Source organism: Streptomyces sp. NBC_01775 (assembly GCF_035917675.1).
GTDB lineage: Bacteria > Actinomycetota > Actinomycetes > Streptomycetales > Streptomycetaceae > Streptomyces.
Window position 1 is genome coordinate 7,011,409 of sequence record NZ_CP109104.1, and the last position, 15,049, is coordinate 7,026,457.

13 protein-coding genes are annotated in these 15,049 nt (G+C 70.2%); 11 read left to right on the top strand and 2 right to left on the bottom strand.

The window, feature by feature from the left end; translation table 11 throughout:
- The first annotated feature begins 3 nt into the window (after positions 1–3).
- The 8 genes from murG (at position 4) to OHB04_RS31190 (ending at position 7,437) form a co-directional block, all read left to right on the top strand.
- Positions 4–1,098, top strand: a complete 1,095-nt coding sequence (murG, locus tag OHB04_RS31155) for an undecaprenyldiphospho-muramoylpentapeptide beta-N-acetylglucosaminyltransferase (RefSeq protein ID WP_326690962.1) — start codon at positions 4–6, stop codon at positions 1,096–1,098.
- A 47-nt stretch (positions 1,099–1,145) separates the two neighbouring features.
- Entirely contained in the window at positions 1,146–2,000 is an 855-nt protein-coding gene (locus OHB04_RS31160) for a cell division protein FtsQ/DivIB (RefSeq protein ID WP_326808761.1), read from the top strand.
- A gap of 342 nt (positions 2,001–2,342) precedes the next feature.
- Positions 2,343–3,563, top strand: coding sequence for a cell division protein FtsZ (gene ftsZ / locus OHB04_RS31165; RefSeq protein ID WP_326808762.1), 1,221 nt, complete (start codon positions 2,343–2,345; stop codon positions 3,561–3,563).
- Positions 3,564–3,579: 16 nt separating this feature from the next.
- A complete protein-coding gene (pgeF, locus tag OHB04_RS31170) occupies positions 3,580–4,311 on the top strand; it encodes a peptidoglycan editing factor PgeF (RefSeq protein ID WP_326690965.1) in 732 nt (243 codons plus the stop codon).
- Between the two features lie 3 nt (positions 4,312–4,314).
- A complete protein-coding gene (locus tag OHB04_RS31175; RefSeq protein WP_326808763.1) occupies positions 4,315–5,064 on the top strand; it encodes a YggS family pyridoxal phosphate-dependent enzyme in 750 nt (249 codons plus the stop codon).
- A 137-nt stretch (positions 5,065–5,201) separates the two neighbouring features.
- Entirely contained in the window at positions 5,202–5,840 is a 639-nt protein-coding gene (locus OHB04_RS31180; RefSeq protein ID WP_326690967.1) for a cell division protein SepF, read from the top strand.
- Positions 5,841–5,903: 63 nt separating this feature from the next.
- Positions 5,904–6,188 (top strand): YggT family protein, encoded by a 285-nt coding sequence (locus OHB04_RS31185; RefSeq protein ID WP_326690968.1) that lies wholly within the window; start codon positions 5,904–5,906, stop codon positions 6,186–6,188.
- A 52-nt stretch (positions 6,189–6,240) separates the two neighbouring features.
- The gene (locus OHB04_RS31190) at positions 6,241–7,437 is read left to right on the top strand and encodes a DivIVA domain-containing protein (RefSeq protein ID WP_326808764.1); all 1,197 of its coding nucleotides are present in this window, start codon (positions 6,241–6,243) and stop codon (positions 7,435–7,437) included.
- Positions 7,438–7,523: 86 nt separating this feature from the next.
- Here the strand turns inward: OHB04_RS31190 and ileS are convergent, their stop codons facing one another.
- Positions 7,524–10,670: an isoleucine--tRNA ligase gene (gene ileS / locus OHB04_RS31195; protein ID WP_326690970.1), complete on the bottom strand. Its 3,147-nt coding sequence runs from the start codon at positions 10,668–10,670 to the stop codon at positions 7,524–7,526.
- A gap of 460 nt (positions 10,671–11,130) precedes the next feature.
- On the opposite strand from ileS, the gene OHB04_RS31200 reads away from it, so the two are divergent.
- Positions 11,131–11,949, top strand: a complete 819-nt coding sequence (locus tag OHB04_RS31200; protein WP_326690971.1) for a TraR/DksA family transcriptional regulator — start codon at positions 11,131–11,133, stop codon at positions 11,947–11,949.
- Positions 11,950–11,993: 44 nt separating this feature from the next.
- Positions 11,994–12,599 carry a signal peptidase II gene (lspA, locus tag OHB04_RS31205; protein WP_326690972.1) on the top strand — a complete coding sequence of 202 codons (606 nt, stop codon included), beginning with the start codon at positions 11,994–11,996 and terminating at the stop codon, positions 12,597–12,599.
- 63 nt (positions 12,600–12,662) lie between these two features.
- On the opposite strand, the gene OHB04_RS31210 is transcribed toward lspA, so the two are convergent.
- Positions 12,663–13,976: a peptidase M6 gene (locus tag OHB04_RS31210; RefSeq protein ID WP_326808765.1), complete on the bottom strand. Its 1,314-nt coding sequence runs from the start codon at positions 13,974–13,976 to the stop codon at positions 12,663–12,665.
- 131 nt (positions 13,977–14,107) lie between these two features.
- Here OHB04_RS31210 and OHB04_RS31215 point away from each other — a divergent pair, with 131 nt between their 5' ends.
- Entirely contained in the window at positions 14,108–15,049 is a 942-nt protein-coding gene (locus OHB04_RS31215; RefSeq protein WP_326690974.1) for an RluA family pseudouridine synthase, read from the top strand.

Below are 15,049 nucleotides of genomic sequence, written 5' to 3' on the forward strand. Positions count from 1 at the left end.
AGCGTGCACGTCGTACTCGCCGGTGGGGGGACCGCCGGCCATATCGAGCCCGCGCTCGCCCTCGCGGACGCCCTGCGCAGGCAGGACCCGACCGTGGGGATCACGGCGCTCGGTACGGAGCGCGGACTGGAGACGCGGCTCGTGCCGGAGCGCGGCTACGAACTGGAGCTGATCCCAGCGGTCCCGCTGCCCCGTAAGCCCACCCCCGAGCTGATCACCGTGCCCGGTCGGCTGCGCGGCACCATCAAGGCGGCCGAGCAGGTTCTGGAGCGCACCAAGGCGGACTGCGTGGTCGGCTTCGGCGGCTATGTGGCGCTGCCCGCCTATCTGGCCGCCAAGCGCGTCGGGGTGCCCATCGTGGTCCACGAGGCCAACGCCCGCCCCGGCCTCGCCAACAAGATCGGCTCGCGCTACGCCTATTCCGTCGCCGTCTCCACCCCCGACAGCAAGCTGCGCGGTGCCCGCTACATCGGCATCCCGCTGCGCCGCGCCATCGCGACGCTCAACCGCGGCGCCGTACGCCCCGAGGCACGCGCCGCGTTCGGGCTGTCGCCGAACCTGCCCACGCTGCTCGTCTCCGGCGGCTCGCAGGGGGCGCGCCGCCTCAACGAGGTCGTCCAGCAGGCCGTCCCGCACCTCCAGCGCGCCGGTATCCAGATCCTGCACGCCGTCGGTCCCAAGAACGAACTCCCCCACGTGGACCACATGCCCGGAATGCCGCCGTATGTGCCGGTATCTTATCTGGACCGGATGGACCTCGCGTACGCGGCGGCCGACATGATGCTCTGCCGCGCGGGCGCGATGACCGTAGCGGAGCTGTCGGCCGTCGGGCTGCCCGCCGCCTACGTCCCACTGCCCATCGGCAACGGCGAACAGCGGCTGAACGCCCAGCCGGTCGTCAAGGCGGGCGGCGGACTGCTCGTCGACGACGCGGAGCTGACGCCGGAGTGGATCCAGAGCAACGTGCTCCCGGTCCTCGCCGACCCGCAGCGGCTGACCGGCATGTCGCGGGCGGCGGCCGAGTTCGGCCGCCCGGACGCCGACGAGCTGCTGGTCGGAATGGTGTACGAGGCGATCGCCGCACGCGGCCAGGGCTGACCCGGCGCGGGCGCGGAGCGGCGGCGGAGAGAGAGCAGGGTGGTCCCGTGGCAAGAGGCGTCAAAGCTGCCAGAGCGACCGAGGCGACCGACGCCGCAGGACCGGAGAGGACCACCGGCCGGGGCGTGCGCGACAGCGCCCGCCCCGGCACCCGCACGGAGCCCGGCGACCCGCCCGGGGGCCGGGACTCACGGTGGACCCGCCTGCCGCGACGGCTCGTCGTGCTGCTCGTCCTCGTCCTGGCCGCCCTCCTCGGCGGCTTCGTCACCTGGGCGCTGTACGGCTCACCCTGGCTGCGGGTCGAGCAGATCGGGGTCCAGGGCAACAGTGTGCTCCACAAGAAGGAGATCGTGCGTGCCGCCGCCGTCTCGAAGGGCGCTCCGCTTGTGACGGTGGACAAGGCGGCGGTACAGCGCCGCGTGCGATCCGCGCTGCCGCGCGTCCGCGAAGTGACGGCCGAACGCTCCTGGCCGCACGGCGTCGTGCTCACCGTGACCGAAAGGCGGCCACATCTGGTCATGGAGAGCGCGGGAAAGTACGTCGAAGTGGACCGGCGGGGCGTCCGGTTCGCCACCGTCGTGAAGCCCCCGAAGGGGGTTCCGCTTCTCGTGCTGGACCGCGGCTCACGCGCGGCGCACTTCTCCCCGGCCCGCCTTCGCAGAGAAGCCGGGCGCGCGACCGAGGCACTCCCGTATTCCGTACGCCGGGACACCCGCACCGTGCGGGTCCGTTCCTATGACAACATCACGATGGAGCTGACCGGGGACCGAGAGGTGCGATGGGGGAGTGCCGAGCGCGGCAAGGCGAAGGCCAAGAGCCTCAGCGCCCTGATGAAAGCCGCCAAGGGAGCGGAGCACTTCGACGTCTCCGTTCCCAGCGCCCCGGCGGCATCGGACAGTTGACACCCCGTCTTCCCACGCGCTCCACCCGGAAGTCATCCCCGCGCCGCGGACCCGCCCCCGGCGTTGGGGTGCTCTCACCATTTGGGTGGGCCGTGTCAGTTGACGCGCATACGTGCTGGTGAGCACCCTGGATGGCTACTGCTTGGCCTGATCACATAGGGTGAAAAGAAAAACGGGAGGTTCGGCGTGTTCGTTGAACACCCACCACTTGTCGACTTAGTGTCCGTTGCGAAGAGTCCAAGTAAGACAGGCACTGGTAACCCTAAACTTCAGACTTAGGGTTCGGGTCGGCGTTCGAACCGCCCCACAGGGATACGTAACTCGAGGCGAGAGGCCTTCGACGTGGCAGCACCGCAGAACTACCTCGCAGTCATCAAGGTCGTCGGTATTGGCGGCGGTGGCGTGAATGCCATCAACCGGATGATCGAGGTCGGTCTCAAGGGCGTCGAGTTCATCGCGATCAACACTGACGCGCAAGCCCTGTTGATGAGCGACGCCGACGTCAAGCTCGATGTGGGCCGCGAGCTGACTCGCGGCCTCGGCGCAGGCGCGAACCCGGATGTCGGCCGCAAGGCCGCCGAGGATCACCGCGAGGAGATCGAGGAGGTCCTCAAGGGGGCCGACATGGTCTTCGTGACCGCGGGTGAGGGCGGCGGCACCGGCACCGGTGGCGCCCCGGTCGTGGCGAACATCGCCCGCTCGCTCGGCGCCCTCACGATCGGCGTCGTCACCCGCCCGTTCACCTTCGAGGGGCGCCGTCGCGCCAACCAGGCGGAGGACGGCATCGCCGGCCTGCGCGACGAGGTCGACACCCTGATCGTCATTCCGAACGACAGGCTGCTGTCCATCTCCGACCGTCAGGTGAGCGTGCTCGACGCGTTCAAGTCGGCCGACCAGGTACTGCTCTCCGGCGTGCAGGGCATCACCGATCTCATCACCACCCCCGGCCTCATCAACCTCGACTTCGCCGACGTCAAGTCCGTGATGTCCGAGGCGGGCTCCGCGCTGATGGGCATCGGCTCGGCCCGTGGCGACGACCGCGCGGTGGCCGCTGCCGAGATGGCGATCTCCTCCCCACTGCTGGAGGCGTCCATCGACGGAGCACGAGGCGTGCTGCTGTCCATCTCGGGCGGCTCGGACCTCGGTCTGTTCGAGATCAACGAGGCGGCCCAGCTCGTGAGCGAGGCGGCACACCCCGAGGCGAACATCATCTTCGGCGCGGTGATCGACGACGCGCTCGGCGACGAGGTCCGTGTCACCGTCATCGCGGCGGGCTTCGACGGCGGCCAGCCGCCGTCCAAGAAGGGCGAGAAGGCACTCGGCTCCTCCGCGCCCTCCTCGTCCGCGTACAAGGACGAGCCCTCCGAGCCCGAGCCCGAGCGGCCCTCGTTCGGCGGCCTGGGCGCGCTCACCCCGCGCGAGGAGGACAAGCCGCTCCGTGCCGAGCCCGCGCCCGTCGGCGAGGTGCCGCCGCCCCCGGCCACCACCCCGCAGGTGCCGCCGGCCCGTCCGTACACGGACAGCCAGGCGGAAGAGCTGGACGTGCCGGACTTCCTGAAGTGATGCCGGGCCTTCCGAAGTGATAGCGAGGCAAGAGACGGTCAGCGGCGCCCACTTCGCCTTCACCGACAGGTGGGGCGGGGTGAGCGCCGCTCCGTATGAGGAGCTGAATCTGGGCGGCGCCGTCGGCGACGACCCCGAGGCCGTACGGACCAACCGGCTGCGCAGCGCGCGTGCGCTCGGACTGCCACCCGGCGAAGTGGTGTGGATGAACCAGGTCCACGGGCGCGATGTCGCCGTCGTGGACGCCCCGTTCGGCGCGGACGCACCGGCGGTCGACGGAGTGGTGACGGCGCGGCGCGGGCTCGCGCTCGCCGTACTCACCGCCGACTGCACTCCGGTGCTGCTGGCCGACTCCGTGGCGGGTGTCGCCGGTGCGGCGCACGCCGGGCGGCCCGGGGTGCTGGCGGGGGTGACGGGCGCGACGGTGGAGGCCATGACGAAGCTGGGTGCCCGCCCGGAGCGGATCGTCGCCCGAACAGGGCCTGCCGTGTGCGGCCGGTGCTACGAGGTGCCCGAGGCGATGCGCGCCGAGGTCGCAGCCGTTGTTCCCGAGGCGTACGCGACGACCCGGCAGGGGACTCCGGCCGTCGACATGGCCGCCGGAGTGCGCGCTCAGCTCGCCCAAGCGGGTGTCACAAGATGGGAACAGTCTTCCGTATGCACCCTGGAATCGGCTGATCACTTCTCGTACCGGCGGGACAAGGCCACTGGGAGGCTTGCGAGTTATGTCTGGATCGAGGGGGAATGAGCCGTGACAGCTGAAGCGGCGCCGGAGCCCCCCGAGGCGGCTCGCAAGGCGGAGCTGAGCGAGAACCTCGCCCGGGTGGAGGAGCGCATCGGGAGCGCTTGTCTCGCGGCGGGGCGTAAGCGCGAGGACGTGACTCTCGTCGTGGTCCCCAAGACCTACCCCGCCGGTGACGTACGGCTGCTGGCCGAGCTGGGGGTGCGGCATGTCGCGGAGAACCGGGACCAGGACGCGGCGCCCAAGGCGGCGGCCTGTGCGGACCTGCCGCTCACGTGGCACTTCGTGGGACAGCTCCAGACCAACAAAGCCCGTTCGGTGGCTGGTTATGCCGATTTCGTGCACTCTGTGGACCGTGTCCGGCTCGTCTCGGCGCTCTCGGTCGCCGCGGTGCGCGCCGAGCGCGAGCTGGGGTGTCTGATCCAGGTGGCTTTTGACGCGGAGTCAGGTTCGGTCGCCGCGCGGGGCGGTACGGCGCCCGACGGGGTGGCGGCGCTGGCGGAGGCGGTGGCCGGTGCCCAAGGGCTGCGGCTGGACGGAGTGATGGCGGTGGCTCCGCTGGAAGGGCCCTTCTCGGGCCGTCCCGGCGGGGCTTTCGAGCAGCTGGGGGAAATCTCAACCAGCCTGCGAGCGGCGCATCCTGCTGCCACCATGGTTTCGGCTGGGATGAGCTCGGATCTCGAAGAGGCGGTGCAGGCCGGTGCGACACATGTGCGCGTCGGCAGCGCGGTGCTCGGAGAGCGACCCCGGCTCGGGTAACGTCGCCAAACAAGTTGGACCACAGCAGAATATATGGTCATTTCCGCCGGGAAAGACCGGTCGGAGAGGCTGCGTGGATCCAGGGCCACCGGTGACGGTGACGGAGTCGATCCACCACAGAGCGGAGGACGCAGAGAATGGCCGGCGCGATGCGCAAGATGGCGGTCTACCTCGGCCTCGTGGAGGACGATGGGTACGACGGCCGGGGATTCGACCCCGACGACGAGTTCGAGCCCGAGCCCGAGCCCGAGCGGGACCGTCGGAGGTACCCGTCGGAACAGTCGCACCACTCCCTCCAGAAGACCGAACCCGACGAGCCGGTGAGGGTCGTTCACCCCCCGGCACAGCGTGAGCGGGAGCAGGAACCGTCTGTGGCGGTTGCTGCCGAAAGCGGACGACCCGGGAGAATTGCTCCGGTGTCATCCATCACACCTGAACGCCAGAACGTGGAGAAGAGCGCACCGGTGATCATGCCCAAAGTTGTGTCCGAGCGGGAGCCGTACCGGATCACCACGCTGCACCCCCGGACCTACAACGAGGCCCGTACCATCGGGGAACACTTCCGTGAGGGCACTCCGGTGATCATGAATCTGACGGAGATGGACGACACCGATGCGAAGCGACTTGTCGACTTTGCGGCTGGTCTGGTCTTCGGTCTGCACGGCAGTATCGAGCGGGTGACGCAGAAGGTGTTCCTGCTGTCTCCTGCTAACGTCGATGTCACGGCGGAGGACAAGGCCCGCATCGCAGAGGGCGGGTTCTTCAACCAGAGCTGAGACGCAGGACCTAGGAAGAGGCCGTGAGGCCGCACGTAGCACCCAGGGGAGAGGGACGCGTAGATGAGAACCGCAGTGGACGTGGTCCAAATCGCGCTGTACTGCTTCCTGCTCGTGCTGATCTTCCGGCTGGTGATGGACTACGTCTTTCAGTTCGCCCGCTCATGGCAACCCGGCAAGGCGATGGTGGTCGTTCTGGAGGCCACCTACACTGTTACCGATCCGCCACTCAAGCTTCTGCGGCGGTTCATCCCACCGCTGCGCTTCGGGGGCGTGGCGCTCGACCTGTCCTTCTTCGTGCTCATGATCATCGTCTACATCCTGATCAACGTCGTGGCCAGGCTGTGAACGATCGAAATGGTCTTGCCGATATGCCGACGACTTACGTTGAGGTGAAGAGATGCCCCTGACCCCCGAGGACGTGCGGAACAAGCAGTTCACGACCGTCCGTCTCCGTGAAGGCTATGACGAGGACGAGGTCGATGCCTTCCTCGATGAGGTCGAAGCAGAGCTGACCCGTCTGCTGCGGGAGAACGAAGACCTGCGTGCCAAGCTGGCAGCGGCGACTCGCGCAGCCGCCCAGAACCAGCAACAGGGCGGGATGCGAAAGCCTCCTGAACCTCAGGACCGGCAGCAGCAGCAAGGCGGGGCTCCTGTGCCCGCCGCCATATCTGGACCGCAGCCCGTCCCGCCCCAGCAGCAGGGCATGGGCGGTCCGCCGCAGCTTCCCGGTGGCCAGCCGCAGCTGCCCGCCGGTCCCGGTGGCCCGGGTGGGCCCGGTGGTCCCGGCCCCCAGCAGGGCGGCCCGATGGTCCCCGGTGGTCACCCCCAGCAGGGCGGCCCCATGGGACCTGGCGGTCCCGGTGGGCCTGGCGGCCCCGGTGGTCCCGGCGGCCCGCAGGGTGGTCCGCCCCAGATGCCCGGCCAGAACAACGACAGCGCCGCACGCGTGCTGTCGCTGGCGCAGCAGACCGCCGACCAGGCGATCGCGGAGGCCCGTTCGGAGGCCAACAAGATCGTCGGCGAGGCGCGCAGCCGCGCCGAGGGTCTGGAGCGCGACGCCCGGGCCAAGGCCGACGCGCTGGAGCGGGACGCACAGGAGAAGCACCGCGTGGCGATGGGCTCGCTGGAGTCCGCTCGCGCCACGCTGGAGCGCAAGGTCGAAGACCTGCGCGGCTTCGAGCGTGAGTACCGCACGCGGCTGAAGTCGTACCTGGAGAGCCAGCTGCGTCAGCTGGAGAACCAGGCGGACGACTCGCTCGCTCCGCCGCGGACTCCCGCGACCGCCTCGCTGCCGCCGTCGCCCTCGATGGCCACGGCCGGTGCGGGGGCTCCCGCGGGGGCCGGTGCGGCCGGCGCCGGGTCCATGGGAGGACACCAGTCCATGGGCGGCAACGGGCACTCCATGGGCGGCCACGGTGGCCCGGCGGGTGCTCCGCACACCCAGGGCGGGCAGCAGTCCTATGGCGGGCAGCAGCAGATGTCGCCCGCGATGACGCAGCCGATGGCTCCCGTGCGGCCCCAGGGCGGGCCGCAGCCGGCGCAGCAGGCGCCTTCGCCGATGAGGGGCTTCCTCATCGACGAGGATGACAGCTGACGCTGTCGCTTCTTCACGGGCCGGGCCCGAGAGCTTCTCGCTCTCGGGCCCGGCCCGTTTTTGGCTCCCCGTCCCCGGGGGGCCTGCTACTGCTTGCGGAGGCGGAACTTCAGGGAGAGGGGCTCGTCCTCGAAGGTGGGGCCTTCCAGCTCTTCCGGGGAGCCCTGGGTGAAGTCCGCGGCCAGGACCTCCTCGGCGATGAGGGCCGTGTGCTCGGACAGCGCCTGGGTGACTTCCTCGTCGGCCGACTGCCAGCGCAGCGTGATGCGGTCGGCCACATCCAGGCCCGAGTTCTTGCGGGCCTCCTGGATGAGGCGGATGGCGTCGCGGGCCAGGCCCGTGCGCCGCAGCTCGGGAGTGATCTCCAGGTCGAGAGCGACCGTGGCGCCCGGGTCGGAGGCCACCGACCAGCCCTCGCGGGGCGTTTCGGTGATGATGACCTCCTCGGGGGACAGCGGCACCGTCTCGCCGTCCACCTCGACCGTCGCGGTGTTCTCGCGCAGGGCGACGGAGAGCGCCGCCGCGTCCGCCTCGGCGATGGCCTTGGCGACGGCCTGGGTGTTCTTGCCGAAGCGGCGGCCCAGCGCGCGGAAGTTGCCCTTCGCCGTGGTGTCCACCAGCGAGCCGCCGTCCGCCGGACCGGCGGAGGCTTCCGTGAGGGAGGCCAGCTCCGCGACGTTCAGCTCCTCGGTGATCTGGGTCCGCATCTCCGGGGAGAGGGTCTCGAAGCCCTGGGCCGCGATCAGCGCGCGGGTCAGTGGCTGGCGGGTCTTGAAGCCGGATTCCGCGCGGCTCGCGCGGCCCAGCTCGACCAGGCGGCGCACCAGCAGCATGTCCTGGGACAGCTCCGGGTCGATCTTGCCGAGGTCGGCCTCGGGCCAGGCGGCCAGGTGGACCGAGTCGGGGGCGCCGGGGGTGACGGGAACGATCAGGTCCTGCCACACGCGCTCGGTGATGAAGGGGGTCAGGGGGGCCATCAGCTTGGTGACCGTCTCGACCACCTCGTGCAGCGTGCGCAGCGCGGCGGGGTCGCCCTGCCAGAAGCGGCGGCGGGAGCGGCGTACGTACCAGTTGGACAGGTCGTCCACGAAGGTGGACAGCAGCTTGCCGGCGCGCTGGGTGTCGTAGCCGTCCAGCGCGATGGTGACCTGGTCCACCAGGGCGTGCAGCTCGCTCAGCAGCCAGCGGTCCAGCAGCGGGCGCTTGCCCGGCGCCGGGTCGGACCCGGAGGGGGCCCAGTCGGACGTACGGGCGTAGAGGGCCTGGAAGGCGACCGTGTTCCAGTACGTCAGCAGGGTCTTGCGGACGACCTCCTGGATGGTGCCGTGGCCCACCCGGCGGGCCGCCCAGGGTGAGCCGCCGGCCGCCATGAACCAGCGCACCGCGTCGGCGCCGTGCTGATCCATGAGCGGGATGGGCTCCAGGGTGTTGCCCAGGTGCTTGGACATCTTGCGGCCGTCCTCGGCGAGGATGTGGCCGAGGCAGACGACGTTCTCGAAGGAGGACTTGTCGAAGACCAGGGTGCCGACCGCCATCAGCGTGTAGAACCAGCCGCGGGTCTGGTCGATGGCCTCGGAGATGAACTGGGCCGGGTAGCGCCCCTCGAACAGCTCCTTGTTCTTGTACGGGTAGCCCCACTGCGCGAAGGGCATCGAGCCCGAGTCGTACCAGGCGTCGATGACCTCGGGGACGCGGTGGGCCGTCAGCTCGCAGCCGTCCTGGGGGCAGGCGAAGGTGACCGCGTCGATGTACGGGCGGTGCGGGTCCAGGGCCGACTGGTCGGTGCCGCTCAGCTCGCTCAGCTCGGTCAGGGAGCCGACACAGGTGAGGTGGCTCTCCTCGCAGCGCCAGATGGGCAGCGGGGTGCCCCAGTAGCGGTTGCGGCTCAGGGCCCAGTCGACGTTGTTGTCCAGCCAGTCTCCGAAGCGGCCGTTCTTGACCGAGTCGGGGAACCAGTTCGTCGCCTCGTTCTCCCGCAGGAGAGCTTCCTTGATCTGGGTCGTACGGATGTACCAGGAGGGCTGCGGGTAGTAGATGAGGGCCGTGTGGCAGCGCCAGCAGTGCGGGTAGCTGTGCTCGTAGGCCACGTGCCGGAACAGCAGGCCGCGTGCGTCCAGGTCGGCGACGAGGTCCTCGTCGGCCTTCTTGAAGAACTGGCCTCCGACGAGGGGAACGTCCGCCTCGAAGGTGCCGTCGGGGCGGACGGGGACGACCACCTCGATGCCGTTGGCACGGGCCACCCGGAAGTCGTCCTCACCGAAGGGCGCGATGTGCACCATGCCGGTGCCGTCCTCGGTGGTCACATAGGTGTCGTTGACGACGAAGTGGGCGCCGGGGATGTCGACCAGGTCGAACGGGCGCTGGTAGCTCCAGCCCTTCATCTCCGCTCCGGTGAAGCGCTGCCCGGTGGCGTGCCAGCCCTCGCCGAGTGCCTGCTCCACCAGCGGCTCGGCCACGACAATCTTGTCGGTGCCGTCGGTGGCGACGACGTAGGTGACGTCCGGGTGCACGGCCACCGCGAGGTTGGCCACCAGCGTCCAGGTCGTGGTCGTCCAGATCATCAAGGACGCCTCGCCCGCCAGTGGGCCGGAGGTCAGCGGCATGGTGACATAGACGGAGGGGTCGACGACCGTCTCGTAGCCCTGCGCCAGCTCGTGGTCGGACAGGCCGGTGCCGCAGCGGGGGCACCAGGGCGCGACGCGGTGGGACTGGACGAGCAGGCCCTTGTTGAAGATCTCCTTCAGCGACCACCAGACCGACTCGATGTACTCGGGGTTCATCGTGCGGTAGGCGTCGTCCAGATCGACCCAGTAGCCCATCCTGGTCGTCAGCTCGGCGAAGGCGTCGGTGTGCCGGGTCACCGACTCGCGGCACTTGGCGTTGAACTCCGCGATGCCGTAGTTCTCGATGTCCTGCTTGCCGTTGAAGCCCAGCTCCTTCTCGACCGCCAGCTCCACCGGGAGGCCGTGGCAGTCCCAGCCGGCCTTGCGCGCCACGTGGTAGCCGCGCATGGTGCGGAAGCGGGGGAAGACGTCCTTGAAGACCCGGGCTTCGATGTGGTGGGCGCCGGGCATGCCGTTGGCGGTGGGCGGGCCCTCGTAGAAGACCCATTCGGGGCGGCCCTCGGACTGTTCGAGGCTGCGGGCGAACACCTTGCTCTCGCTCCAGAAGTCGAGCACCGCGCGCTCCAGCGCTGGTAGGTCGACCTGGGCGGGCACCTGGTTGTATTGCATCGTCGGGGCTTCCTCCGGCGGACATCGAGAAGATGCTGGTCTTCGTCTTCCGTCGGAGGGACGAGGCGGCTGCCCTTCCGGCAGCGGACCCGCGGTACCACCCTCCTTGGCGGTGGGCTGTGCCCTCCGCCCCCTCATTGGGACGGCGCTGCCGGGTCTACTCGCTCCGGGGAGCTTTCTTCCGGCGGCTCCGGGGTGATCTTCACATCGCGCTCGCCCCCGGGCTTCCACCGTCCCCGGGTCGCTCCTGGCCGCACACGGACGCTACTCGTCCCCTTCATAGCCTCTCGCCGCCCCCAGTGTACGGGGCTTCGCGGGCCGCGGCGGAGCGGTTTTCGGGCGGCCGGGCGGGGCACAACGCTTGCAGACCGGCGTGCCCCGTTGCCGAGCGCCTGAAGTCGATTTATCGTTCCGGACACGTTTCGCGAGCAAGATCACAAAATGTGAAGGGGCCGCGGTCATGGTGGCGAGAGAGAGCGCCGCGAAGAAGACGGCAGCAAAGAAGACCACACACAAGGCCGCGGAAGCGAAGAAGGTCCCCGGCGAGGCGGCACCGGCCAAGAAGACCGCAGCCAGGGCGGCACCGGCCAAGAAGGCGGTGGCGAAGAAGACGGCGGCCAAGAAGGCTCCGGCCAAGAAGGCCGCCGAGGCGGAGGGGGCGGCGACGTCCGAAGGGACGGCGCAGTCCGAAGCGACAGCTCGGGTGGAGGAGCCGGGTCGGGCGCCGGAGGCTGCTTCGGCGTCACAGAAAGCGAAGCCGGCCCGGAAGCAGACGGCGGCGAAGAAGACGACGGGAGCCAAAACGGTGGCTGCGAAGAAGACTCCGGCGGCGGCGAAGGCCGAGGCGGTGCCCCCGGCACGGAACGCCGGAGAGCCGGTGCCCCCCGGCGAACTGGCGGTACGTCCGGGCGAGGATCCCTGGACGGCGGATGAGGTCGAGGAGGCCCGCGCGGGGCTGCACGCGGAGGTCGAACGGCTCCGCGCGGAGATCACGAGCTCCGAGGAGGCGCTCAACGGTCTGATGCGGGACTCGGGGGACGGCGCGGGGGACGACGACGCCGACACCGGGACCAAGAACATCACGCGCGAGCACGAGATGTCGCTGGCCGCCAACGCGCGCGAGATGCTCTACCAGACCGAGCGGGCGCTGGAGCGGCTGGACGCCGGGACCTACGGGCTGTGCGAAAACTGTGGCAAACCGATCGGAAAGGCCAGAATGCAGGCGTTCCCCCGGGCCACGCTGTGCGTTGAGTGCAAACAGAAGCAGGAGCGCCGCTGACCACCGGTGAACCGTGCCGTACGTGTGTGCCGTACCCTCAAGGCGTGACTGAGGTGGAGCGGCCCATCGGCACGCCCGATGACGGTGCGGACGGCAAGGACGGCACCTCGGGTGCCGAGGGCACCGAGGGGGAGAGCGCTGAGGACGTTCCGGCGGCCGGCGAGCGCAAGCGCCGGATCAGTGTGCTGGTCGCGGTCGCCGGTCTTGCCTTCGTGCTGGATCTGGTCAGCAAGCTGATCGTCGTCGCGCGGTTGGAGGACCACGCGCCGATCGACCTGATCGGCTCCTGGCTGCGGCTGAACGTGATCCGCAATCCGGGGGCGGCCTTCGGCATCGGCGAGGCGCTGACCATCTTGCTGACGGTGATCGCCGCCGTCGTCGTCATCGTGATCGTGAGGATCGCGCGCAAGCTCTACAGCACCCCGTGGGCGATCGCGCTCGGGCTGCTGCTGGGGGGTGCCTGCGGGAATCTGACCGACCGGATCTTCCGCTCGCCCGGCGTCTTCCAGGGCGCGGTGGTCGACTTCATCGCGCCCAAGTACTTCGCGGTCTTCAACCTCGCGGACTCGGCGATCGTGTGCGGCGGCATCCTGATCGTGCTGCTGTCCTTCCGCGGCCTCGACCCTGACGGGACCGTCCACCGGGACTGACCGGCCGGTTCTCGGTCCGGCACCGTCCCTCGGTCCGCCGATTTTTCGGTCCGGCGCCGCTTCTCAGCGTGAGTGGCCGCCGTCCGCGTGGTGTTCGCCGGGCATGTGGAGCAGGACGCGGTAGCCGGAGCCGTCGGCCTGGTGGACCTCGACCCGTACGCCGTCCCGGAAGGTGTGGCTCTCCCCGGGCGCGAACGGGGCGTCCGACATCTCGGCCAGCTCGCTCGGCAGCCGGTCGGCGCAGTCCATGCCGCCGCTGCTGCGGGGCCGGGAGTCGACGACGCGGACGGGGCCCTCGCCGGTGGGGACGCGCGAATCGACGGTGTACAGGAGTACTCCCTCCGCGCAGATGTCCCGGTCGAGTCCCGAGCGGGAGCGGGCCTCGGCGACGATCGCGCGGTGCCGGCCCGTCCGGATGACGGCGATGTTGGCGCCCTCGTCGCTGATGGGGGAGAGGGTGTGCTCGGTGGTGCCCGGTGCGGTGACGCAGTTGACGCGGGCACGGGAGAGCCAGCCGAACTTCCACTTGTGCCAGCCGAGCAGGTCGGAGATCCCGGCCATGCTCATGGTGTCCCAGCCGCCCGCGTACTCGACCGAGGCGCCCTCGGCGACGTTGTAGAGGTCGGGGAGCCCGTAGAGGTGGTTGGCCTCGTGGACGAAGTTGCCACGCTGCCACAGGGCCGCGTCGTCCGCGCGGCCGAATATCAGGGCCGCTCCGCCGACTCGGGTGCCGCCCGCCCGCAGGCCTTCGAAGGTGTGGGCCTGTGAGACGGTCGGCGCCGCGGGGATATTGGTGTCGGCGACGACGAAGACCAGGTCAGCGCCCTTCACGTCGGTGCCCTGCCGCTCGGCGGCGTCCAGCGCGTCCTGGACGTAGCCGCGCATCACGCTGGTGGGTATGCCGCGGGTGATCCGGTAGGAGGCCCAGGGCCGGGGCATGCGTATCCAGTCGTCACTGGGCTGGACGTCGAGGCGGTACTTGCCGAAGGAGGCCCGGTTCAAGAAGCGGTCGCCGTATCCGGAGAAGAACCCCGCGCGGTCGGTGGCCCGGGTGGTGGCGGGCAGGTCGCTGAAGTCGACCATCAGCATGAGGGCCCGCTTGTGGCCCTGCGGGTGGACGTAGGCCGGGCCGAGGGGCCCCTCGTCGGTGCCGGACCCGGCGGCTATGGCGCAGGGGCCCGCTATGCCCTCGGCCGCCGCCACGTTGACGGGTGCGAGGGTGAGGCAGGCCGTGGCGAGGGCCGTGGCAACGGCGAGAGCGGGGCGGTGTGCGGCGGGGCGGCGCGCGGGTGCTGCCGGACGGGGGCGCCGGGGGGAGCGCGGATGGCGGTGCCGAGGGCCTCGCGGTGGCTCCTGCGGTGTTCTGCGCGGCGTCATTCGGCGTCCCTCCGCTTTCCTCGCTCTCCCCCGGGGCGTAGTCACACCGTCGTGCGGGTGAGGGGGCGTCGCACTCCGGGGTGGGCCGCGCGGGTGAGGGTCGAAGGGGGATGTCCTGCATACTCGATCAGGTGAGCACGCTTCCTGAGACCCGCACCCTGCCCGTACCGGACGGCCTTGAAGGCGAGCGCGTCGATGCCGCGCTCGCCCGCATGTTCGGTTTCTCGCGTACCAAAGCGGCCGAGCTGGCCTCCGGCGGGAAGGTGTCGCTGGACGGAGAGCCCGCGGGCAAGTCCGACCGGGTCCAGGGCGGTGCGTGGATCGAAGTCGAGATGCCGGGGCAGCCACAGCCCGTACGGATCGTCGCGGAGCCGGTCGAGGGCATGGAGATCGTCCATGACGACAGCGACATCGTGGTGATCAACAAGCCCGTCGGGGTGGCCGCGCACCCGAGCCCCGGCTGGAGCGGCCCGACCGTCATCGGCGGGCTGGCCGCGGCCGGGTACACCATCGCCACCTCGGGCGCCGCCGAGCGCCAGGGCATCGTGCACCGGCTGGATGTGGGCACCTCGGGGCTGATGGTCGTCGCCAAGTCCGAACGGGCCTACACCCTGCTCAAGCAGCAGTTCCGGGAGCGCACCGTCGACAAGCGCTACCACGCGCTCGTCCAGGGCCACCCCGACCCGCTCAGCGGCACCATCGACGCGCCCATCGGGCGCCACCCGCAGCACGACTACAAGTGGGCGGTCATCGCCGAGGGCAAGCCGTCGGTGACCCACTACGACCTGATCGAGGCGTTCCGCGCCGCCAGCCTGCTCGACATCAAGCTGGAGACCGGGCGCACCCACCAGATCCGGGTGCACATGGCCGCGCACCGCCACCCCTGCGCCGGGGACCTCACCTACGGTGCCGACCCGAAGCTGGCCAAGCGGCTGAAGCTGGAGCGGCAGTGGCTGCACGCCGTACGGCTGGGCTTCGAACATCCGGGCGACGGCGAGTGGGTCGAATACGAGAGCGCCTACCCGGAGGACCTCCAGCGGGCGCTGGATACGGTGCGTGGGGAGAGCGCCTGA